At 49.6% G+C, this 22,139-nt stretch carries 18 protein-coding genes; 13 read left to right on the plus strand and 5 right to left on the minus strand.

Going from position 1 to position 22,139, the window contains the following annotated elements:
• The first annotated feature begins 3 nt into the window (after nt 1-3).
• Together BACINT_RS09695 and BACINT_RS09700 are read left to right on the plus strand one after the other, a co-directional pair.
• Complete coding sequence (locus tag BACINT_RS09695) at nt 4-330, plus strand: helix-turn-helix domain-containing protein (protein ID WP_004295487.1); 327 nt, start codon at nt 4-6, stop codon at nt 328-330.
• Between the two features lie 135 nt (nt 331-465).
• Complete coding sequence (locus tag BACINT_RS09700) at nt 466-1,479, plus strand: PDDEXK nuclease domain-containing protein (RefSeq protein ID WP_007662649.1); 1,014 nt, start codon at nt 466-468, stop codon at nt 1,477-1,479.
• 63 nt (nt 1,480-1,542) lie between these two features.
• Here the strand turns inward: BACINT_RS09700 and BACINT_RS09705 are convergent, their stop codons facing one another.
• From BACINT_RS09705 to BACINT_RS09725, 5 genes are all read right to left on the minus strand, one after another.
• Nucleotides 1,543-7,665 (minus strand): helicase-related protein, encoded by a 6,123-nt coding sequence (locus BACINT_RS09705; protein WP_007662650.1) that lies wholly within the window; start codon nt 7,663-7,665, stop codon nt 1,543-1,545.
• Nucleotides 7,652-8,101: a DUF1896 family protein gene (locus tag BACINT_RS09710; protein WP_154291651.1), complete on the minus strand. Its 450-nt coding sequence runs from the start codon at nt 8,099-8,101 to the stop codon at nt 7,652-7,654. The genes BACINT_RS09705 and BACINT_RS09710 overlap by 14 nt, the downstream gene beginning before the upstream one ends.
• 143 nt (nt 8,102-8,244) lie before the next feature.
• On the minus strand, nt 8,245-10,344 hold the full coding sequence (locus BACINT_RS09715; protein WP_007662652.1) for a type IA DNA topoisomerase: 2,100 nt from the start codon (nt 10,342-10,344) through the stop codon (nt 8,245-8,247).
• A gap of 15 nt (nt 10,345-10,359) precedes the next feature.
• Nucleotides 10,360-10,575: a hypothetical protein gene (locus BACINT_RS09720; RefSeq protein WP_004319199.1), complete on the minus strand. Its 216-nt coding sequence runs from the start codon at nt 10,573-10,575 to the stop codon at nt 10,360-10,362.
• 3 nt (nt 10,576-10,578) lie between these two features.
• Nucleotides 10,579-12,036, minus strand: a complete 1,458-nt coding sequence (locus BACINT_RS09725; protein ID WP_007558960.1) for a DUF3945 domain-containing protein — start codon at nt 12,034-12,036, stop codon at nt 10,579-10,581.
• 312 nt (nt 12,037-12,348) lie between these two features.
• On the opposite strand from BACINT_RS09725, the gene BACINT_RS09730 reads away from it, so the two are divergent.
• The 11 genes from BACINT_RS09730 to BACINT_RS09780 all read left to right on the plus strand — a co-directional run bounded on the left by BACINT_RS09730 (nt 12,349) and on the right by BACINT_RS09780 (nt 22,129).
• Nucleotides 12,349-13,467, plus strand: coding sequence for a tyrosine-type recombinase/integrase (locus BACINT_RS09730; protein ID WP_007565622.1), 1,119 nt, complete (start codon nt 12,349-12,351; stop codon nt 13,465-13,467).
• 116 nt (nt 13,468-13,583) lie between these two features.
• Nucleotides 13,584-14,804, plus strand: a complete 1,221-nt coding sequence (locus tag BACINT_RS09735) for an IS91 family transposase (protein ID WP_007662653.1) — start codon at nt 13,584-13,586, stop codon at nt 14,802-14,804.
• A 290-nt stretch (nt 14,805-15,094) separates the two neighbouring features.
• Nucleotides 15,095-15,607: an ankyrin repeat domain-containing protein gene (locus BACINT_RS09740; RefSeq protein ID WP_007558978.1), complete on the plus strand. Its 513-nt coding sequence runs from the start codon at nt 15,095-15,097 to the stop codon at nt 15,605-15,607.
• A gap of 69 nt (nt 15,608-15,676) precedes the next feature.
• The gene (locus tag BACINT_RS09745) at nt 15,677-16,024 is read left to right on the plus strand and encodes a hypothetical protein (RefSeq protein WP_007662654.1); all 348 of its coding nucleotides are present in this window, start codon (nt 15,677-15,679) and stop codon (nt 16,022-16,024) included.
• A 90-nt stretch (nt 16,025-16,114) separates the two neighbouring features.
• Entirely contained in the window at nt 16,115-16,630 is a 516-nt protein-coding gene (locus BACINT_RS09750) for an ankyrin repeat domain-containing protein (RefSeq protein ID WP_007662657.1), read from the plus strand.
• 42 nt (nt 16,631-16,672) lie between these two features.
• Nucleotides 16,673-17,347, plus strand: a complete 675-nt coding sequence (locus BACINT_RS09755; protein WP_007662658.1) for a hypothetical protein — start codon at nt 16,673-16,675, stop codon at nt 17,345-17,347.
• 76 nt (nt 17,348-17,423) lie between these two features.
• Nucleotides 17,424-18,320, plus strand: coding sequence for an immunity 22 family protein (locus BACINT_RS09760; protein WP_007662659.1), 897 nt, complete (start codon nt 17,424-17,426; stop codon nt 18,318-18,320).
• A 187-nt stretch (nt 18,321-18,507) separates the two neighbouring features.
• Complete coding sequence (locus tag BACINT_RS09765; RefSeq protein ID WP_007662660.1) at nt 18,508-19,089, plus strand: SMI1/KNR4 family protein; 582 nt, start codon at nt 18,508-18,510, stop codon at nt 19,087-19,089.
• Nucleotides 19,090-19,173: 84 nt separating this feature from the next.
• Complete coding sequence (locus BACINT_RS09770) at nt 19,174-20,646, plus strand: hypothetical protein (RefSeq protein WP_007662661.1); 1,473 nt, start codon at nt 19,174-19,176, stop codon at nt 20,644-20,646.
• A 104-nt stretch (nt 20,647-20,750) separates the two neighbouring features.
• A complete protein-coding gene (locus BACINT_RS09775; RefSeq protein WP_004295261.1) occupies nt 20,751-21,119 on the plus strand; it encodes an Imm44 family immunity protein in 369 nt (122 codons plus the stop codon).
• 59 nt (nt 21,120-21,178) lie between these two features.
• Nucleotides 21,179-22,129 carry a hypothetical protein gene (locus tag BACINT_RS09780; RefSeq protein WP_007662662.1) on the plus strand — a complete coding sequence of 317 codons (951 nt, stop codon included), beginning with the start codon at nt 21,179-21,181 and terminating at the stop codon, nt 22,127-22,129.
• Nucleotides 22,130-22,139 lie beyond the last annotated feature (10 nt).

Genomic DNA, 22,139 nt, shown 5'->3' on the forward strand with positions numbered 1-22,139 from the left:
GCCATGTTTCTGGACAAGGAATATTTCGACGGATGGATGCAGCGGCTCTCGGAACGGCTGGAACGTATCGAGAAGCTGTGCGCGGGGGACGTGGAGCAACCGCTTTCCATCCTGCCTGACGGGGAGCGTCTTCTGGACAATTACGACCTGTGCCGTATGCTCAATATCAGCAAGCGCACACTCCAGCGTTACCGCACCTCGGGAGAGCTGCCTTACGAGATGATCTATCACAAGACCTTCTACCGGGAATCGGACGTCCTGCGGTTCATCGAGCGTAACTTCAGTAATTTCCGCAAGCTGAAAAAGGATCGTCCTGCCGGTTCCGGTTAGGCCCTGTCCCGAGAGTCCGGCGTCATGGAAAAACGCGGAGATACATGGAATAAGGCACGACATGACGGTGCAACCGCTCGATATTTGCCGTAAAATCAGTATGTTTGCACTTGGAAGCCTATATAATAATGAACAATGAAAGAAACAGATAAAATACATCCTGCCGACAAAGGGGAGGAAGAGCTGCTGCATAACGTGCGCCATATCTTGCAGGAAGCGCGCGCAAAGGTGATACATCATGTCAATTCGACCCTCGTGAGGGCTTACTGGCAGGTAGGGAAATACATAGTGGAGTACGAGCAGCAGGGAACCGACCGTGCCGGATATGGCAAGGCTGTCATCAACACCCTTTCCAGGCGGCTCGTGGCGGAGTTCGGAAACGGGTTCACGGCCACCAACCTGCGGTACATGAGGCAGTTTTACCAGTGCTACCCGAAATATCACACGCTGTGTGATAAATTGAGCTGGTCGCATTGCCGCACGCTTCTCAAGGTGTCGGGCGATGCCGCCCGTGATTTTTACCTGCACGAGTGCGTCAAGGAAAACTGGAGTGTCCGGCAGCTCGACCGCCAAATCAACACGCTTTTCTATGACCGCCTGCTGGCCAGCCGAGACAAGAAAGCCGTGAAAGAGGAAATTTCCCGTACCGAACCCGGGCGTGTCGAACCCAAAGAGATCATCCGCGACCCGTATATCCTGGAGTTTCTCGGGATCCCGCAGGGAGAGCATTTTCTGGAAACCGATCTGGAGCAACTGCTCATCAGCCGCTTGCAGCGCTTCATGCTCGAACTCGGGAAAGGCTTCGCCTTCGTCGCGCGACAGAAGCGTATCTCCTTCGACGACAAGCATTTCTACATCGACCTGGTCTTTTACAATTACCTGGCCCGTTGTTTCGTTTTAATAGATTTGAAATCCGGGGAGCTGACCCACCAGGATTTGGGGCAGATGCAGATGTATGTCAATTACTACACCCGTGAGTTGATGAATCCCGGGGATAACCCTCCGGTGGGTATCGTCCTCTGCGCGGAGAAAAACGACGCGGTCGTCCGTTACACGCTGCCCGAAGATGAAAAGCAGGTCTTCGCCGCCCAGTACATGACCTATCTTCCCACGCAGGAGGAGCTGCAAACACTCTTGCAGGAAGTGTGACAACAACGCTCACGGGCATATGAAAAAAGCCGACGGAAATCTGTACTTCCGTCGGCTTTTCGTTTACATCTTGATCCCTTTCTTCGCAGGGCCGTTCTCCGGCGGGCTGCCCACGCCCGCGATGACGATGCGCCCCCCGGAGGCGTCGGCAATCTGCCGCAGCCGGGAAGGAATACGGGTCGCCGTGTTGTCTTCCTTCGGGAGCTCTTCCGCCGTGTCATGCCGTTCCCGGCACACGTCGTTATCCTCCTCCGCCTCCTTTCCCTCGCTCTCTTCTATCGGTTTGAGGCTTTGCTGTATCCTGCGGTCTATTTCCGTCAGGTCAGCTTTTAGGGCCGTCAGTTCGGGCTCCTTGCGCCAGGAACTTTCCACCACTTCCCGCAGGACGGGAATATCTTTCTCCAGTTCCTCATTCTTTTTCCGGAATTTCTCCAGTGTCGGCTCGATGGTCGCGAGCGCGTGGATGAAGTTCATCGCCGCCAGTCGCGGGTCGGAGGCGATATTCCCGTAGTTATACTGGTATAGATAATCCCCTTCACCCCGGACATAAAAACGGTTCTGCACCAGGTCGAGCCCGTCTTTCCCGGTCGTTTCGCTCTGGACGAGCAGCTCGAACCCGTAGAGGCTCCCGATGGGTTCGAGCCTGTCGAGCGTGCGTGCCGTTTCGGCGATACGGTTGAGCTGTTTCCCGATGAGCTTGGGGTCGGAGGTTTCCAGCCCGTTCAGTTTCACGGGATTGCGGTACGAGCCGTCCTCGTTGAACTCGACGCGGGCCTTGAAGTGTTCCAGATCCTTGCCGATACGCCGTATCAGGTCGTTGTTCTTCTCTATCTTCTCCGTGATCTGCTCCAGCTTGTAGCGGCTCGATGATTTACCGCGCACGAATGCCTGGCGTTCGCTTTCGAGCGTGGCAATCTTCTTCTCCAGGCGGGCCTTGTCCAACAGGTCTGTATTTCCCGAGAGGACGGCGACATACTCGGAAAAATTCATGCCGCTCTTTTCGTCGATGGCCCCCTCGTCGATGGTACGGCTTCCCATGTTGTTGGTCTTGAGCTGGCGGATGAACAGTTGCTTGTTGTGCAACAGCCCGAACTTGTAGGCGTCGAGCGACTTCTCGACGGCGTATAATATCACGTCCACCTTGTTGTCGGCATGGAGTTTGGCGATCTCGTTCCCGGTGCGTATTCCCCGCCCGTCGCGCTGTTCCAGGTCGCTGGGACGCCAGGGGCAGTCCAGGTGGTGTATCGCCACGCAGCGTTTCTGCGCGTTCACTCCCGTCCCGAGCATCTCGGTCGATCCGAAGAGTACGCGGATTTTCCCGGCATTCATACCGGCGATCATCTCCTTGCGCGCTTTTTCCGAGGTCGCCTCCTGGATGAACCGCACCTCGCTTTGGGGTATGCCGTAATCCTCCGCGAGTTTACGCCGTATCTCGGAATAGACGTTCCACCCCGCTCCGGGTTTGTAGGTTCCCAGGTCGGAGAATACGAACTGCGTACCTTTGTACGCCTCGAAACGGCGGTAGTAACCGGCAATCATACGGGCACAGTGGCTCGCCTTGTTGTCCACGTGGTCGCTGTATAGTTCGGGGTCTATCATACGCATATCGAGCGACATCTTGCGGGCGTAGTCTGTGGCAATGAGCATTTTCGCCTTTTCCTCCCGCTCCGAGAGCGGCAGACGGCCCAGGAGCGTGGCATCGCCCGATTTGGCGAACTGCACCAGCCGTTCTATGAACTCCGTCTGCTGGGGTGTTGGCGGGATATTGTGCAATATCTCGTTCTTTTGCGGTCGGTCGATCCCTATATCCTCCGCCGAGCGGTAATCTGTAATCTCGGAGTAGAACATGGCCAGTTCGGGAACCTTGATGAAATATCGGAACCGTTCTTTCTGCACGACCTCGTTGGTCACGGAAAACTCGTAGTCGATGGTTTTCTTGGCAAATATGGCCGCCCAGGCATCGAAGGTGCGGATATTCTGACGCTCCAGTTCCTTCGGGCGCAGGTACTTGAAAAGCAGGTACAGTTCCGTGAGCGAGTTGGAGATGGTCGTTCCCGAGAGGAACGTCGCCCCCAGGTCGCGGCCCGTGCGCTGCTGTATGGTACGCAGCGCGAAAAGCATGTTGAGCGCCCGCTGCGACCCCTCGGGATTTCCGAGGCCCGCCACCCGGTCATGCCGGGTCGTGAAAGTCAGGTTCTTGAATTTGTGGCTCTCGTCCACGTAGAGGTGGTCGATACCCATGAGGCGGAAGTCCACGGCGTCGTCCTTGCGTGTTTCCAGCGCGTGCGCCACCTTCTGCAACTTGGCTTCCAGGTTGGCCTTGCGTTTCTGACACCCTTTCATCATGGCGCGGGAAACGTCCCTGCCTTGTGCTTTGAGCACTTCGAGGTTCTCCTCCACGCAGTCCAGCTCGGCCTGCAATATCTCCTGCTGTATCTCCGGGGACTGGGGTATCATGCCGAACTGTTCGTGCGAGAGGATCACGGCGTCCCAGTCGTTGTTGCGTATCTCCCGGAAGATGCGCTCACGCTTCCGGGGCGTGAAATCCTCCTTGCCCGGGTAGAGGACTTTGGCCATTGGGTAAGCGGTGCAGAACGTCCGGGCTATTTCATGGATGTTGGCTTTCAGCCCGATAATCATGGGTTTATTGGCCAGCCCGAGGCGTTTCTTCTCGTAGGCCCCGCAGCACATGATAAGGGTCTTTCCGCCGCCCACCTCGTGGTCGATTATCCCGCCGCCGAGCAGTTTGTCCATCCATATCGCGTCCTTCTGGCTGTCATACAGTTTGTCGATTCCCAGCCCCTTGAGGTCGAGGTCGGGGAATTCCTGGTGCGTCCCGTCGTACTTCGGGCGCACGTAACAGTTGAAAGTACGGTTATAGAGGTCTGTCAGGCGGTCTTTGAAGTCGGACGACTGCTCGCGCAGCCATTCGGGGAAAGCACCCCGGATCTCGTCTATCTTGCTGTTGGCGAGCTGTATGGCCTCCCCGTCACGCACTTTGACCTCCCGCCGTTCGCCGTCCACCCATTTGAGGACGGTCTTGGTGATGTCGGGCGAAGTGTTTTGCAGGGCGTGTTTCAAAAGGTGCAGGCCGTTGTACTTACGGGTCTGCGCGCTGACGGCATACTGCTCCGTGATCTTCACGTTCGTCGCTTCCGCCTTCACGCCGTACTCGTCCAGGTTGGAGGCGAAGGTGATCTTCACCTCCGTATCGAAGAGCGAGGAGGCGAAACGCTCGTAAACACCTTTTGGAATCCACCGTTCGCCCAGGTTGAAGTCCAGGTCGTCGAAAGCGATGGGTTTGGGCGTCGCCTCGCGCAGAGCCTCCAGCGATTCCCGGGCCGGGGCGTGGTCGGGATTCTCCCGCAGGAACGCCTCGATCCGTTCGGCTTTCCCGATGACATTGCCGGCGATGAACTTGTCGGCAACCTCGTAGCCGTCCGTTTCCGGGTTGTAATAGATGCGTCCTTTCAGTTCCCCGAGTATTCCCTCCACGGTAGTTCCCGTGAGCGAAGCCATGTAGTGCGGTTCCACCCGGCCGTACTTGTTCAGGCTGGCCACAAGGGCCTCCGAAGCGTCGTCGGCGTGCGTGATCTCATCGGGATTGAAGGCCACGGGACGCTCGAAGATGTCGGCTTTGCGTGCCTTGCCGTCGATGTAACGCTCCAGCGATAGAATCTCCGTTCCCCGCGCGTCCATCTTGATCAGGTCGAGGTTGCGTTTGTCATTGAGCCGTCCGAAGCGTTCGGTGAAATTGTCGTAAAGCCGGTTGAGCATCTCCCGCAGGGCGGGGTTCGCCGTCAGCGTTTCCGCCTCGTTGTTATAAAGGTGGTAATAGGCATCGCGTATCTCGATATACATGGAGGCTTTCGTCCGTTGTGCAGGCGTGAGTTCCAGCGGGTGGAACATGGGTTGCAGGGATTCAATCCCCCGCAGGTAGCCGACCCGGTTTTGTCCGTCCGTGACGAGTGTCCCTTCGCGGAAATAGGGGGCGACCTCCCCCTCGAACGGGCGGGGTTTCATATCCGCCTCCCGTATCTGCGGCGTTTCTTTACCGGGTTCTTCCTCCTCCGGATTGTCCGGCGTGTCGAACAAGCTGCCCGTTCTCGGCGTACCGGCGGCTTGTTCCCGTCTGTCTTTCGGGGCTTCCGTCGGGGGGCGTACCGCCTGCCGTTCCCGCTGTTCCGGGGTTTCCTGCTGCCGGGTGCTTTGTCGGCGCAGTTCCGCCCTCCGTTCCGGGGTAAGCGACATCATCATCTCGTAAAAGCCGTTGATCGGCGGGTTGTCCTCCCAGTTCAGGGAGGCATACAAGTCTTCGGGATCACGCTCCGGTGGCGTCGTTTTCGGCATTTCGCTCTTCTGTTCCTCCGGAGAGGAGGCTGGGGCGAATAATGAGGGTTGTCGGGGCGTCTTCCGCTTTGCTCCCCGGCGGCTGTTCCTTTTCTTGGATATACCGAGTTCTGCCTGCCGCCGCTCCTCGGCGCTGAAGCCGAACAGGTCGTAGAGCGTCAGCAACGGTTCCTGCTGCACGTTTACCGGTTCGGCAGCTTGGGTGGCAGGTGCGGGAGCCGCCGTTTCCACCGTGTCGAAAAGCGACCCGGCGAAGCCCTCCCGCGGTTTCGGTTCCGTTGTTCCGCCCACGTGCTGCACGGGAGTATCCGCCATGCCGAAATCTTCGGGTTTCGGCGGGTGTTGCTCCCACAAGCGATTCTCCCGCTCCTTCGACCAGGCCCCGAAGTCGGCCAGATCCTCCCCGGTCGGTTCTCCGGCGGATGTGGCGGCAGAATCCGGTAACGCTTGTCCGGGTTTGTTTTCGATTCGGGTAATCTCCCCGGTTTCGGTATCGACATGGTAGCCCTGCGCCGCCATTTCGGCGACGACGCGGCGTTTTTCCTCCTCTTCCCGTTGCTGCTGAAGGTTACGGGCGTCGGCGATAATCTCCTTGACGATTTCTCCGGCAAGGCGGGGCTCGTGTCTTTCGGCACGCTGGCGTTCCGCCTGACGGGGACGGGACAATTCCCGCTTCGGTGTACCGGGTGTCTGTTCCGGAGCATGTTCCAGGCAATAACTCTCGTTGAAATGCCGGTTGAAATCCTCCGAGAGCATACGCCGCATCTCCCGGTCGATGCCGTCCACGCCCTCCGCGTGGGTGAACTCCATCGCCGGTTTGCCGTAGGGGTCTTTGCCTACTTTGGCCTCGGTATGGATCACCCTGTCGAACGACTGGAAAAGGTTGTTTATCCGGATGCCGTTCGACAGCTTGCGGGATTCGATGAAATCCCGCTGCCGTTCGGACAGTTCCCCCGTGGCGGCTTTCTTTTGCAGGATAACCAGGTCGCTGCCGACCTCCGTCCCCGCGTGTTCTGTAAAGAGGTTGTTCGGCAGCCGGATGGCCGATACGGGCTCGCAGCGGTTCATCAGCCACTCGCGCACGGGGCGTCCCTGCTCGGCGTTCAATACTCCCTGCGAGGTGATGAATGCCACCAGGCCGCCCTCGCGTACCATATCGACGGACTTCATGAAAAAATAGTTGTGCAGCGCCCGTGTGCCTTGCCGCCGCACGGGGTCGGTATGGGTGGAGAAGAACGGGTCGAAGAGCGCCACGTCCCCGAAAGGGATGTTGCTCACGGCCACGTCGTAGTAACCGGCGTATTTGGGTTCGATGCGCTCGAATCCCTGTATCCGCACCCGTTTTTCGGGGTGCAGGTGCTTCAGGATCAACCCCGTGGCGGGGTCTTTCTCGAAGCAGGTGATCTCCGCGTAGGGGTCGTGGAAATCCACGGCATTGACGAAAACCCCCGTTCCCGCACTGGGGTCAAGAATACGTTGGGGGGCAATCCGCGTGTCCCATATCGCCTCCACGATGGCGTCTGCCACTTTCGGGGGCGTGTAAAAAGCCGTCAGGACGGAGTTCTTGATCCCGTCCATGTAGCGCTTGTATTCCCGTTCGTCGGGAGTATTCGCCCTGATGACCTCGTGCAACTCGGCCACGAGCGTTGCCATGCCGTCCTTGTCCGGTTTCCCGGTGGGGTTTTCCAGCACTTCCTTGATGGCGCCGAAGCCGCTGTATGCGCCGAGTGTCCTTTCTTCTTCGGGAGTCGGCGCCCGCCGTTCCCTGTCGAGCGTGAAGGCCGTCTTCAGCGCGTCGATATTCTGGCGGAGGTGGGTTTTCTTATTGAATGCCATCTTCGAGAAGTATTTGGACGGTTCCCGTCAGTTCGGTATAGAACAGTTCGTAGTCGGGCGTGTCAGCGAAGTCGTCCGTGAGGTCGTACTTCTCCAGCACCCCGCGGCAGAGGGGCAGCAGGCGTAGAGCCGCCTGCCGGGCGGTATCCTCGGGAATCTCCGCCTCGAATTCCCTCCAGAGGATGTTTACCAGCGTGTTGTAGGGTGAAAAGTGCAGTCCGCGGCAGAGTTCCTCGCGGGCAATTTCTTCGGCCTCGATGTGGTTGCAGCCCGAACGGATCGCCTCGCTGTACGCTTGGGCGGCGCTGTCGGCCCGCTCGGCGATGAACTCACCTTCGGCGATGAGTTCCGGGTGGCTGTCCTTGAGGTAGGATAGTAACGAAAGTCCGTAATAGGACAATTCCCCCGTGGGGGTATGGTGTTGCTTGTCTGGCATGATAAGAATTTTTAGTGGTCGTTGATAATCGGGGAAGAGAAAGGCGCCCCGGGTTCCCACCCGAAGCGCCGACCACTGAAAAAATCCTTATCAAACAAGCGTATCTCGTTATGACAGGTCTTTTCCAGTGGCAAAGGTAACGATTATTTCCGTTTGTTCCTCTTTCCCTGCCTGGGAGTATCGCGCGGCTCGAAAACGAACGAGGTCTTGAACTGGTCATCGAGCGTGAGGGCCGCGTCGAACGTCCCGCCGCCGTTTTTGACGAATCCCCGGATCGTGCCGGTTTTGCCTTTGGTCAGCAGTTCCGCGAGCTGCTTGTCGGTCAGCTCCTTGCGGGCCACGGTTCTCCATACGGTCAGGCCGCAATCGGGATTCTGGCACTTGGCGAGTTTGGGATAGAACACCACGGGCCTGCCGCAACGCGGGCAGGCTGTGTCACTCTCCGCGCCGTCGATTCTTGCTTCCAGCAGTTCTTTGGCGATTTGCGAGGCGAAGACCTCGATACCGCGATGGAACGTCGGGGCGTCCATCTCCCCGGTAGCGATCTTCGAGAGGGCCAGTTCCCAGCCGCCCGTCATGGCGACATCGGCGATCTTCTTGTCCCTGACCACGGCATACACGGCCAGTCCCTTGTCCGTGGGTACAAGCGACTTTTTCTCTCGCCTGACATACTCGCGGGCAAAGAGCGTTTCGATGATGGCGGCACGGGTGGCGGGCGTGCCGATGCCGGCATCCTTCATCGCCTCGCGTTCGGCCTCGTCGGACAGTTCGCGTCCGGCGGTTTCCATCGCCGCCAGCAGGCTCGATTCCGTGTGAAGGGGGCGCGGCCGGGTCTGTTTCTGTTCCGTGACGCATCCTTTGACGGGCAGCTCGTCGCCTTGCACGATGTCGGGAAGGAGGGTCATGTCCTCCTCTTTCTCCTCGACAGGTTCATTCAGGACGGCCCGCCAGCCCGTCTCGACCATGATACTGCCGCGGGCCGTGAAATCATGCCCCGCGCTTTGCAGGGTAAGGGAAGTGTTTTCTTTCACGCAGGCCCCGGAAAAGGTTTCGAGCATCCGCCCCGCGACCATCTCATAGACGATGCGGTGGTCGGCATCCAGTTCGGAGGGGAGGTTCTCGGTGGGAAGCAGCGCGTGGTGGTCGGCGATCTTTTCGTTGTCCACGCTTCGGCGGGAGAGAGATGCGGTATCCATCAGGCCCGCGTATTCCGCGAAACGGGGATAGCGTGTCATGTTCCCGATGAGTGCCGGAATCTCCTCGGCCACATCTTCCGATATATAGCGTGAGCCGGTACGGGGATAAGTGATGAACTTCTTCTCGTAAAGCGACTGGGCGATGTCGAGCGTTTTTTCTGCCGAAAAACCATACCGGCTGTTGGCCTCTTTCTGGAGTGTCGTCAGGTCGTACAAGAGAGGCGGCTGTTCCCTGGCCTCCTTGCGCTCCACGTTCACGACGCGTACCGTTCGGGCGCCGATAACCTCGGCGCGGGCTGCTTCCGCCTTCTCCCTGCCGTCGAATTTCTCCGTGGAGAGGACGGTGAACTCCGTGCCCTCCTTTGCCGTGGAGAGCTTCAGCCGGAAATAGGTGGCGGGCTTGAACGCCTTGTTCTCCAGGTAACGGGAGCAGATGATCGCCAGCGTGGGGGTCTGCACCCGTCCGAGCGACCAGACGCCCCGCCCGGCAGCCACGGCAAGCGCTTGCGAGGCGTTGATACCGACGATCCAGTCGGCTTCGCTGCGGGCTTTGGCCGAGAGGTAAAGGTTGTCGTATTCGTTGCCAGGGCGGAGGTGTTGTAACCCCTCGCGGATGGCCCGGTCGGTCAGGCTGCTGATCCATAACCGCACGAAAGGGGTGCGGCATTCCAGGTAAGAGTAGATGTAGCGGAAGATCAGCTCCCCTTCACGCCCCGCGTCGGTCGCGACGATGATGCGCTCGGCCATGCCGAACAATTCCCGGAGAATACCGAGCTGCTTCACGACACCCGGGTCGGCCTTATACTCTTTACCCTCCCGAACCTGCCGGGGCAGAAGGATGAACGATGATGGCAGGATAGGCAGGTTTTCCCGGCGGAAACCCGCGATGCCGTACTGTTGGGGCATTGCCAGCCCGACCAGGTGGCCGAAGGCCCAGGTTACGGCGTAGCCGTTTCCCTCGATAAAACCGTCTTTACGGTTCGTGGCTCCCACGATGGCGGCGATCTCACGCGCCACCGAGGGCTTTTCTGCGATAATTACTTGCATGATGATTCGGATTTTTCAGTGGTTGTTTTCTTGTAGTTCTTCTTCTTTCTCTTTTTCCGGACGGGCGATCAGCCGGCGGTCGTAATAGACATGGTTGCCGTTCCCGTCGTAATACTGCCGTCCGTCGTCCGCCTCCTCCGGGGGGCTGCGTTTACCCGGCCGGAGGTACAAGGCGGCCAGCGCCGCGATCAGGAGCGGCATGGCTCCGGCCTGCATGTAGAACCATTTCATACGTTATACCTTGACACCTTTGGAGTTGCTCTTTTTGCTGCTGCGGTAATTTTTCTTCTGCGTCGGGGTGGCTTCCTGCTGTCCCTGCTTGAGCGGCTCTTTCACACCTTTGACCGCTTCGACGGTCTTGCCCTCGGAATTGACGGCGACCTGGGTACGGCTTTCAACGGCGGGTTTGACCTCCGCTCCCTGCCGTTTCGCACGGTCGGGATTCCAGCGGAAGAAGTCCATCTTGTTACGCTCGAAGTTGGGCTTGACCCAGGCGTTGAACGGCTCACCCTGCCCGTCCTTGACCATGCCCTTGATGTAGAAAGCCTTGACATCCGCCCGCTTGGAGGGATCATTCACCGCTTCCGTCCACTGGTCATAAGCCTCTTTGGGCACGGAGGCTTTGAGGATTGTCCGGTGAATCGTGAGCGTGGGCTGTCGTTCGGAGGCCGTAGTTTCCTGCCGTCCGTTTTTCTCGGCGGCCTTCTGGCGGTAAATCTCCTTGTTCTCCTGGGCGTAGCGGTTGCGATCCAAACCGTCGTAGGTAAAGGAATAGTTACGTTCGGCCGCGTCGATTTGGATATAGGCATCCCGCTTATAACCCGCGCGGGTGGTATATCCTTCGAGCAACACCTTGCCGCCGCCGTAGAAATCCATCTGCTTGCCTTCCGAGAGGTCGGCCTCCTTGATGCGGGCACGTTTTTCGAGTAGCGAAACGGGCATGGGTTCCAGCGTGTTCGTCCATTTGTCTATCGACACGTAGCAGGGCGTGAGCTTGCCCGGCTCCAGCTCCAGGTCGATCACTTTCCCGGCGTGGCGGGTGTTCATCAGGTTCGTTTTCGCCTCCTCGTCGAGCAGCACCCCGTGGAAGGGGGCGTCGAGGTCGGGCCGTTCCTGCCAGTAATGCGGCACGACGCGCAGCGAGCCGTCCGCCTGCTCTTCGAGCGACACGCGCCCTTTGGTGGAAACACGCATCCCGTTCTCCAGTTCGGGGTTCATCTCCACCAGCCCGTTGGATTTATGTCCGTAAGACATGGCTTTCAGGTGCGGCTCGATGTCCTCCATGCGGATACCTTTCTTCTCCATATCCGCCAGGTCTATCTTCGTGACGTCCAGCGGCTCGAACTGCCGCTGCTCCTGCGTCTGAAGCCGTTCGGAGGGGTCGATACGGTAATTTTCCAGAATCTCCGGGTCGAAGTCGATGCGGATAAGTTTGTTCAGGGCATTCTCCGTCATGACGAAGATACCCGTGTGGACGGGGTTCTGGGCCTGTTCCATGAACTTTTTGAAGAAGGCTTCGAGGGCTGAATCCTGCGTGTTCACGTTCAGCAGGCTCGCCACATTCTGATCCGTGGGGTCGGCGGTCTGGATATTGCCGTCCCGATCCACGCCGGTAACGGCTTGCAGTCGTCCGTCGTCGGCATTCTGAACGAGCATGACTTGTTTAGCGTCGTTCTTTACGTTTTCGTCCATAATTACGAGTGTTTTTAGTTAGCACCAATAGCGATGCGGGAACGAAAGTAAGGGGAACCGGCTGAACGTAAAAGAGTTGGAAAGGCTATGGAAGCATCGGGCACAGAAGTGGCCGCTTGTGGCGCAGGGCAGAGGAAATCGGAGAAACGGAGTGCCGGGAAGGACGGATTTGGCAGAGGGTATTTTCGTGGCTCCTCACCTTATTGTCAGGTAGTCGGGATCTATTGTTAAATGTCAATAAAGCGCATGGATAACCCGTGTTTTTTTATAAATTTGCGAAAACGGGTTTCAATATCCGACAAAACGTGAGGCATGGAAATATATACCCCAAAAACCAAGATCAAACTTTCTCCGGTGATAAGAAACGGGAGAGAATTTGTCGAAGTGACTTTCGGTAATGACAATGACATCCGCTTGTCGCTGTCGAAGGAAGAAAACGTACTGCTTGTCGGCGGCAGGGCTTATCTGCCGGCAGAAGATTTCGTGCTTGCCGAGTTCTTCGACCGCTATGTGAAAATGGCGTTTATAGACTATTCTGCCATCAAGGAAACCGCCCCCCGTAAAGAGGAAGACAAACGGCCGCCACTGCCGGAAGGCTATCTGGAAAAACTTCAGCAAGTGCGTTACAGTGACCATACCGTAAGGGTATATACCTCCTATTTCCGCGATTTCCAACAGCATTTCGAGGGGCGTAAGATTGAAACGGTTACCCCCGGCGAGATAAACGACTACCTGCTGTATCTCATCCACGAGAAAAACATATCCTCCTGCCAGCAAAACCAGCGTATCAACGCCATCAAGTTCTATTACGAGAAAGTTCTCGGTCAGGAACGGCGGTGTTACAAGGTGAACCGTGCCAAACGGGAGAAGACGCTGCCCGACGTGTTGAGCAAGGAGGAAATAAAGAAGATACTCGACGCGACGGTGACAGACCTGCGCTTCTTCTGCATGTTCTCCATACTCTATTCCGCAGGATTGCGCATCAGCGAACTGCTGGAACTGAAACCCGGCGACATCAACGAATCCCGCTCCCTGATACGGGTGCGGCAGGGTAAAGGAAAAAAAGACCGCTACACCCTGCTATCAAAACCGTTGATGAAAAAGCTGACGGAATATAACAGACTATACAAACCGAAAGTGTGGCTTTTTGAACACAGACCGGGCGAACCTTTCACCGAGAGTATCGTGTCGAAACGGCTGAAGGCAGCGGCCCGGGAAGCGGGAATCACGAAACGGATTTATCCGCACCTGCTGCGCCATTCGTTCGCCACCCACTTGCTGGAGCAAGGAACCGACATCAAGATTGTGAAAGAGCTTATGGGACATAACAACATCAAGACAACGGAAAGGTATGTCCACATAGCCGACACTTTCAAAAGCAATATCAAAAGCCCGTTGGACGATCTGTTGATGGAGGAAGACGAGGTCTGATACTTAAAGAAAATAACAGCCAAATCGGCTGATAGTATAACGTTCAAGACAATAAACAACTAATAATCAAAAGATTAGATGTTGAAATAGAGTAAAAAAGGATTTGTGTGCGAGCTATGAAAGAAGTGCTAAACGACATATATACAGACGGTTGCAAAGAAAAGAAGTACCGCTTGTCCGATTTCTTCAATCGGTGGTGGGATGAATACGCACAGCACCCGGCGGAGTACATCACCCCCGAACAGTACAAGGCGGTGAACGCTATCCGTGTATGTCGCACAACCACTTTGGGGATAGACACATACGTTTGTCCCGATTGTGGGGAAGTACGGGAAATCAGCCATAGTTGCAAACACCGTTTTTGCCCGTCATGCGGCTGGCGTGACACGCTGAAATGGGCGGCACGCATGAAAGAAAAGATGCTGCGGGTGCCGCACCGCCATGTGGTGATGACCTTGCCGCATATCCTGCTGGACTTGGTGAAGCGCAACAGGAAAGAAATGCTGAATATACTGATGCGTACTTCGGCTGAAACGCTGAAAGACTGGATGATGCACAAGTTCGGCTTGAAAACCGGAGTGATTGCCGTACTGCATACCTACGGGGAAACGAAACAGCTCCATGTACACACGCACATGATTATGTCATGGGGCGGCATAGATAACGACGGTAAGATAGTCATCCCCGAACATGACTACGTGCATATCCCCTCTATCTGTAAGGTATTCCGCTACAAGTTTGAACACGCCCTGATAGGGTTGTTCGATGCGGGCAGGTTGGAGCATGATTTCCACGACCGCATGGAGTTTATGGGCTTCATCAAAAAGGTGGTGAACAAAAAGGACTGGATTGTACATTTGGAGCAGCCCATACAGATGCCGGAACAGGTGATACAATATGTGGGCAGGTATTCCAAACGGGCGTGTCTGAGCGAGTACAAGATTACGGCAATGGACGGCGAAAACATTTCATTCCGTTACCGTGATTACAAAAACTCACCCGACAGGAGGAACCCGGTTGAAAAGGAACTGACACTGCACTACCGGGAGTTCTTCCCCCGGCTGCTGCAACACGTTCCACTGCGCTATTTCCGCATCGTGAGGTACTACGGCTTCTATTCCAATAAAGGCAGCCTGCCGGAAGAATACTTCGGACGGGATGAAAGCGAGATAGAGGAAGCTGAGTTGCAACAGGCAGAAAGCGGATATGAAAACCCGTACTTCTGCGAACGTTGCGGACGGACGAGAGTTTACAGCCATACCACGGTAACGGGTGGCGGCATGACATACACGGTAATACTGGAGCATTGCGACATACACCGGAAAAAAGCGGCATGACAGCAACATGGGATAGCTATGTCCTGCCGTGAACAAGAACAGTGAAATCCCATGAAAAGAAAGAAAGGAGAACTGAAAAATGAATGAAATACGGATAAGAGCAGTAATGAAACGAACGGGGTGCGGGCATGAACTTCACACCTCTTTCTGCCGGAAACAGCAGTCAAAAATTGAAGTTCTATATAGTATGTAATAAAGGAAATAAAAATTGTCTCGAACATGAGGATGAACCGCCCTAAACGGTCGGCTATCCTCTAAACATTATCGTTGTTTACATTAGAATCAAAGAAATGAGAACAATAGAAGATATGAAACTTGAATTATTGAGTGATGACTCAAACAGGTTTATACAAGCTCTAATAGATTATGACATAAATAGTAAAGATAAATATGGGAGTAATCTACTTCATTACTATATAATGAATTACAAGAGTATCGTACATCCCGCAGGTGTAATTATACCCGAATTTGTAAAAAAAGGGTTGGATATAAATGAAAAAAGGAAAGACGGACGCACTGCATTATATCTTTCTGTTCAATATCAGTTGAAAGGTATTTTTGAATTACTCCTGAATCATAATGCAGATATAGATATGCAAAATGCAAATGGTAATACTCCTTTATGGGAAGCTGTTATGCAATACAAGGGAGATGGCTTTTTTATCGAACACCTTTTGAAAAATGGAGCTAATCCCGATATAGAGAACAACAATGGAGTATCTCCTAAATCATTGGCAAGAACTATCGCAAATTATGATGTAAGAAGATTCTTTAACAACGATAACAAACAGCAAACCGACTGAACAAGTGGCACGCTGCCGGACATTATCAGTGCATAAAAAATAGAACATGAACTAATTAAATAAAAAAATATGAGTTGGTCTATCATTTTAATAAAAACGCCATTGAACGATGAATCAGATTTGTCGGATGTGGATGAAACACTGCCTATAACAGATAGAAATGCGTTCGTGGATTGGATGCAGAACACTTTTATTATTTCTGATGATAATTTGTCGGATAGCGAAATGATACTGCAATTAGACAACGAGTGTGGCGTGGAGATTTCTTGGAACGATAATGAAAGTATTGAAAATATACATCTATGTTTTCATGGAGGTGAAAATGAAGAAGCAATCTTGCACTTCGTGAAACAATTATGCTCGCATTGGAATTGCAGGGCTATTGACGTGGAAGCAAATGAATTTATGCTTTTATAAAATCATTCATTTTGTTCTGATAACAAACAGCAAACCGACTGAATAAGCGGAACGCTGACAAACATTATCAAATTCTAAAATAAAGCAGTTATGAGTACAAAATATAACGAAGAAGCAGAAGATCTGATGTTTGAATTATTCGACGAAGATGATTTTACAAAAGTCATATCATTTGTGGATAAGTATGGATGTGATTTTGTGGATAGAGATGGAAGAAATCTATTAATGAATTTCATTGTCGAAGGAAAGAGTACGTTTGCCATTGAACTAATAAAGCAATACAAAATGAATGGTTTGAATTTGGATTTGCAAGATGACTCTGGGTGGACGGCGTTGCATTTCGCTGCTCAAGAGAATAGCCCGGAAATTATAGAACTTCTTGCAGGGTCAAAGGCAAACTTAAATATCCAAGAAGAAAATGGTCGTACCCCGCTATTCATTGCCATTTTTGATAGAAATGACAAATCTGCGATTACATTATTGGAAAATGGTGCAGATATAACAGTGAATAATAATTCAGGTGTTTCTCCAATGTCATTTGTAACGAAAAAAGTAAAGAAATGGATAAATGAGAATTTGATAACAAACAGCAAACCGACTGAATAAGTGGAACGCTGCCAAACATTATCGACCTGAAAAGAACAAGAAATGAAACCAAGAGATATATTTATTAAAGCCTGCAATGAGATAGCTATTCCTTTTATCGCAATGGGATTTAAGCCGTCTAAAAATGGACAATGTTTGAAAAAGATTTCAAAAGACAAAAATTTGACTTTTGAAATATGGTTTCGTTCAAGTGTATATAATTCATCTTGTAGTGTGGCTATATATCCACTGATTACGATTACCTGTAAAAACTTGAAAAAGTGGGTGCAAGAAGAGAATCTCAATGTCAATGATGATGGCTTAGTATATCATAATCATATTGGATACCTATCGCCAATAAATCAATATCAATCTTGGGATCTTGCCGGACTAAGCTATGCTCCATCAATAAAAACAATAATTGATTTACTTGAAAAATATGCTTGTCCGATATTTGATTTATTTGAGAATAGACAAATGGCTATTGACTTCATTACGCAACATGGCTGTTGTTTCAATCAATACACGAAAGACTCTCTCCTTGCCCTGCCATATATGTTGAGATATGGTGAAAAGGAACAAGCCGAGAACTACTTCAATCATTACATACATTCAAGTAAATGTCGAAATAGATTTGTAAAAGCCTATTCTCAATTAGAAAAGAATGATGTAATTGATTGTGGATTAGATAATCGTTTTGTAATACTTGCATATAGTCAAAAACTAAAAATAAAATAGGTCGATAACAAACAGATGAAACTTTTAAGGTGGTTTATCCGCCGAACATTAGTCGCTTGAAAAATAAAAAAAGAAAATGAGTAAGATAATGATATGGGTCGGTCAATTCGATTCCGAAGCTGACTTTGAGAAATATATGGATCAATCGGCTTTCCGCCAATGGTGGAAAGATTACGATGAAGATAATAAGGAACTTCGCTGCCAGTTCTGCAAGGAACTGGGCGTGATGGATTATGACGAGGATTTTCTTATTATGAAATTCACATCTGACGGCTTGGCAGGATTACTTAACCTTATTCCTGCTGATACCCAAAAGATAAGTCTGTCGATAGCTGATAAAAATATTACAATGGCAAATGCTGTTATCTGCTATAATTGTCGTGAGGGTATATCTCCTAAGAAGGCAGAGAATACCACAACCATGACTTATCTTGGTACGTTTGAGTTTGAACTGTCGCCTGAAGGAATGCAAGGGTCTAATGCTGGATTAGAATATATGATTTGGATTGGCACAACCGATAAAAGTAGGGAAGAATTTATGGAGTATTTCAATCAAGATGAATACATGAAAGAAATACGAGATTACGAAGAAGGTCGTACAAAGAAACGCCCAAATCCCGACCATCGCTGTCAGTTCTGCAAGGACATAGGAATTAAGTTCTATTACCCAGAATTTTTGAAAGTGGAAATTTTGGATCATCTTGAGAATCCATTTGAAATGGTAAAAAGGATGATAAACAATCAATTTGTGCCTGATTGGGTAATTGAACTCTACGTCAAGGAAGAACATGTATCAGCATCGAATTGTATAGTCTGCTATATTCCTAATGGATTTAAAGATAAAAAGAAAAATCAGAACATCTATATAAAGAAAAAAAGTTACGATGATTCTGATGTTCCCAAAAAACATATTGAGGAATTAGTAGATTACAACGGCATTAAATATCTTGAATGGTTTAAAGCCGAAGGATAATTATAATGGTATAGATTAGGTCGTCTATCTGCCATAACCTTTTATGGTAAAGATGATAAAAATATGAGCAGCTAATAGTTGAGTTGAAAAAAGAACAAATTGTGCGACTAACAAGCGGCTTAACCTCCCCTGAAAAAGGTCGGTTAGCCACCAAACATTAGTCGCTTGAAAAATAAAAAGAAAAAATATGAGTGCATTTACAGAAATAATGGAATACATTCGGACTTTTGAAAAGTATGGATGTAAAGAATATGAAAACGGGACAAAAGAATACGGTCATGCACCTTTCATTGCTCCTGAAGCATATAATTTTTGCGTCTTTGCTACGCTAAATGAAGATGATATTGTTGAGTTAGAACGAGATTTGAAAAGAGAAATTCCGTCTCAATTTCGCTCGTTTTTAATGACAGATACAAATGGATTACATCTTTTCCACCATTTCAGTTTATATGGAATAAGAAAATCTTACAACCGAGATTTAAATGCAACTCCAGAGCCTTTTGGCTTACTTGAGCCGAACATTTACGAAAAACCTAAAAATGCAAAAGACACTTATTTTTTCATAGGCGGATATAGATATGATGGTTCGAAGCTCTATATAGACTCTGAAGATGGAAAAGTTCATTTCTGTAAACGTAGAGATGCTTCATCTCTTTTAGCTTGGGATTCATTCGAGGATATGCTTTTATCTGAATCCAAAAGAATATTTACTCTTTATGATGATAGAGGTAGAATGCTTGCGCCAAGCGAAAAAACACTACCGATATAGAATGAAGCGACTAACAAACAGCACTACCACTTGAAGCGGAACGCTGTCAAACCATTAGCATCGAAAAATTATAATTAAACCAATATGAAAGCAAAGATAGGAGATGTCTATACTATCTATAATAATCGTTTAAGGCTTTATACAGCCTGTCAGATTACAAACGTAATAGAGGATAAGGGCGACGCAATTTGTCTTTACCTGGATTGGACTGGAGAATCGCCTCTTCATCTAGTACAGATGGAAAATCTCCAACCTCTTTATATGGATTTCATGTATTGGGAGAGGCAATTATGTATAGCCAATGTCGATATAGATGTTCCAGCTTATTTTATATTTGTAGGTAATATTCCTCCTCTTACAAACGAGGAAAACTCATATTTTGGTACAGGGAATTATGGGTATGATGTATATAGGCAAATTAAATGGCAACAGATTCCTGAAGAAAGGAGAAAAGCGTTTAAGATTGCAATGAAAAGTGAGGAAACAGTATGGCTTAATGGAACTGAATATAAAATAAGTTCGCACTATGTAGATGACGCCCATTGCCCGTTTTCCAAAGCAGATGAATTAAAAGTATTCCCATGTCTTTCTACGCTGGTTCTTAAAGAATATCATCAGGGGCTCATTGAATATTTGGATAATACACCGTTTATTACAGAACTGACATATAAGGGTAAAGGACAAAGAAGTCTTGATTTTCGTGGTACAAGCCTACGAAAACTTCTCATAGATTTGACTGAAATTGATGAACTATGGTTGAATGATGAAATGGAACAGTTATATCTTTTGAATGATAAAATTAGTCCATGTGTCATTCATGCAAGAGATAACGGGGCTAACCTTCTCTTACAATACCGTAAAATATTTCACCCCTATCCTGAACTTTCCAATCTCAACAGTCTTCATGGCATAGAAATTAATGAAGTGGATATGAACGATATATTCTCCGTTTACCCTAATCTGAAAGAACTCTGGTTATGGGGAAAACCCGGGTATATCAGAAACTTCTCGGTACTCGAAAGTTTTAGGAACATTGAAGTTTTCGCAACGAGGAATCTTTTTGGCTTCAGTTCAGAGGATATTCCTGTGCCAGAACGGATGGAACATCTAAACTGGCTTTGGATGACAAGTTTGCCAGAAGATGCGGCAAAATGTATAAAAAAATTATACAAGAAGCGAAAAAACGAAGGAATGAATCTTTCCGTCACGCAGGCAAGAAAACCAGAGTGGATAAAAGAAAATATGGATAATCCATTCAGAGATTGGGATGACAGTGATTATATCTCACCCTCCTCCGCCAAAAAGGCCATTATCCAGTACAGGAAGACACGAAACGAGTTACTCGCCCTGAATGTTCAAAATGATCCGGAGGCGCAGACTAAAGCAATTGCTGCGGTAGAGGAATATACAAAGACATTTAATCGAATGAGATGTATCGAAACTGATGAACGGGATCTGGTATACGAGGTATTGTGTTCAATAATTGACTACATGAATAATCCAATAATTGATAAGGCAAGATTGCTGGATAGATTCGAAGAACTACGGGATTTCTGAGAAACAAGTATAAAAACCGTAAATAAAAAACGATGCTAACAAGCTGCAACCCGACTGAACAAAGGCGGAACGCTGCCGGACATTACTAACGATAACAAATTTGTATGAAAGTTTTTATTGGAGGTGAATTGGAACATAGTATTTCTGATAAGTTTCGTAAAGCAAGAAACTCTGTAATAGAATATATGGATTGTCTATGTGATATTTCATATATTAATGAACTAAGTTTCTATGTATTCTGCTTAAAAGGATTTACTACAAATCCATTAAGTCGATATTCGAAAAAACGTAATCGGATAGAATTGGAAATTCTACTCCCATTTGATAAATTTGAAACAGCAAATGATTCTCAATGTGTTGAGATATTGAAACAAAGTATTCTTGATGCTATTGAGAACTATAAAAATAAAAACATTCCACAACAATATATTGATGTAATTGTAGAAAAAATGAAAGCATCAATTAATGAATGAATTCGTTAGTAACAAACAGCACTACTGCTTAAAGCGGAACGCTATTGAACATTACAGCTATGGATATAACGAATAGAATTATTGTCGCCTTACTGGAACGAATGAAAAGTAGAAACAAGAACTTTTCATTATCAAGACCTAAGTTTCATCGGTTGTTTCAAATAAATCCCGATGGCTACTTATGGTATGGCGAGAAACTGGAGCGGCATTTACTTAACAAATATGGAGAATCGGCTGATACATTGAAATATCTTGATATATATTATTTCATTTCCAATATTGTGCGGTTGTATTACATGCCTAAAAATTCAAATTCGGAGGAAAACGAGTTTGGAAAGCTATACGCTTATGGCTCCATAATAGGGTTACACCGTTGTCATATTCCAGATAAGCGAATATATCTGAACCGATTGTTAAATACTTTACTGTTCTGTTGTCCGACTTCTGAAGAATATATCCGTAGATTCCGCTGGCAAAAAAACGGTATATATTACAAATCGCAGGATGTGGAAGTTCTTATTGCCGATACATTTACAGAAATACGGGAATCGGACAAACAATCAGAATCCATTGAAATAGTTGAGTCAATAGTCAATGAGACATACCGTTATCTGGTAGGCTCAAATACGGGGCTTCCATTTGTCCGTTCGGAAACTTTATTGCACTACAACCTGAACCCATCTGATTATATGTGGCTATATCAGCACGATAAGGAATTGTTTTATACTTGTCTTGATGCAGCAGCATTACAGTCGGAGATTTTCAGTTACAAGTCATTTGTGTACAATTTCAACCTGTATATTCTAAAAGACGCAAATATATTGGATGAATTGTCCAGATATTCCAAATGTTATGAAGCCGTTTTAGAACTGCTTTTCAAATCCGATTCAATTATGCAGAACTCTGTTATTCGGCAAATCAAATTATGTAGAAATGAAGATACCATTAAACAGAATAACAGATTGGATGCTATTAACAAATGGCTCAACTCCCTAAACAAGATTGGTTAGCCACAGAACA

This window comes from Bacteroides intestinalis DSM 17393, assembly GCF_000172175.1.
GTDB classification, from domain to species: Bacteria; Bacteroidota; Bacteroidia; order Bacteroidales; family Bacteroidaceae; genus Bacteroides; species Bacteroides intestinalis.

What these genes read in the sequence shown, in the direction of transcription:
- BACINT_RS09725 (WP_007558960.1), bottom strand. Translation starts at nt 12,036, where the DNA reads ATGGACGAAAACGTAAAGAACGACGCTAAACAAGTCATGCTCGTTCAG.
- BACINT_RS09745 (WP_007662654.1), top strand. Translation starts at nt 15,677, where the DNA reads ATGAGTTGGTCTATCATTTTAATAAAAACGCCATTGAACGATGAATCA.
- BACINT_RS09770 (WP_007662661.1), top strand. Translation starts at nt 19,174, where the DNA reads ATGAAAGCAAAGATAGGAGATGTCTATACTATCTATAATAATCGTTTA.
- BACINT_RS09755 (WP_007662658.1), top strand. Translation starts at nt 16,673, where the DNA reads ATGAAACCAAGAGATATATTTATTAAAGCCTGCAATGAGATAGCTATT.
- BACINT_RS09775 (WP_004295261.1), top strand. Translation starts at nt 20,751, where the DNA reads ATGAAAGTTTTTATTGGAGGTGAATTGGAACATAGTATTTCTGATAAG.
- BACINT_RS09735 (WP_007662653.1), top strand. Translation starts at nt 13,584, where the DNA reads ATGAAAGAAGTGCTAAACGACATATATACAGACGGTTGCAAAGAAAAG.
- BACINT_RS09740 (WP_007558978.1), top strand. Translation starts at nt 15,095, where the DNA reads ATGAGAACAATAGAAGATATGAAACTTGAATTATTGAGTGATGACTCA.
- BACINT_RS09705 (WP_007662650.1), bottom strand. Translation starts at nt 7,665, where the DNA reads ATGGCATTCAATAAGAAAACCCACCTCCGCCAGAATATCGACGCGCTG.
- BACINT_RS09715 (WP_007662652.1), bottom strand. Translation starts at nt 10,344, where the DNA reads ATGCAAGTAATTATCGCAGAAAAGCCCTCGGTGGCGCGTGAGATCGCC.
- BACINT_RS09710 (WP_154291651.1), bottom strand. Translation starts at nt 8,101, where the DNA reads ATGCCAGACAAGCAACACCATACCCCCACGGGGGAATTGTCCTATTAC.
- BACINT_RS09765 (WP_007662660.1), top strand. Translation starts at nt 18,508, where the DNA reads ATGAGTGCATTTACAGAAATAATGGAATACATTCGGACTTTTGAAAAG.
- BACINT_RS09750 (WP_007662657.1), top strand. Translation starts at nt 16,115, where the DNA reads ATGAGTACAAAATATAACGAAGAAGCAGAAGATCTGATGTTTGAATTA.
- BACINT_RS09720 (WP_004319199.1), bottom strand. Translation starts at nt 10,575, where the DNA reads ATGAAATGGTTCTACATGCAGGCCGGAGCCATGCCGCTCCTGATCGCG.
- BACINT_RS09780 (WP_007662662.1), top strand. Translation starts at nt 21,179, where the DNA reads ATGGATATAACGAATAGAATTATTGTCGCCTTACTGGAACGAATGAAA.
- BACINT_RS09700 (WP_007662649.1), top strand. Translation starts at nt 466, where the DNA reads ATGAAAGAAACAGATAAAATACATCCTGCCGACAAAGGGGAGGAAGAG.
- BACINT_RS09760 (WP_007662659.1), top strand. Translation starts at nt 17,424, where the DNA reads ATGAGTAAGATAATGATATGGGTCGGTCAATTCGATTCCGAAGCTGAC.
- BACINT_RS09730 (WP_007565622.1), top strand. Translation starts at nt 12,349, where the DNA reads ATGGAAATATATACCCCAAAAACCAAGATCAAACTTTCTCCGGTGATA.
- BACINT_RS09695 (WP_004295487.1), top strand. Translation starts at nt 4, where the DNA reads ATGTTTCTGGACAAGGAATATTTCGACGGATGGATGCAGCGGCTCTCG.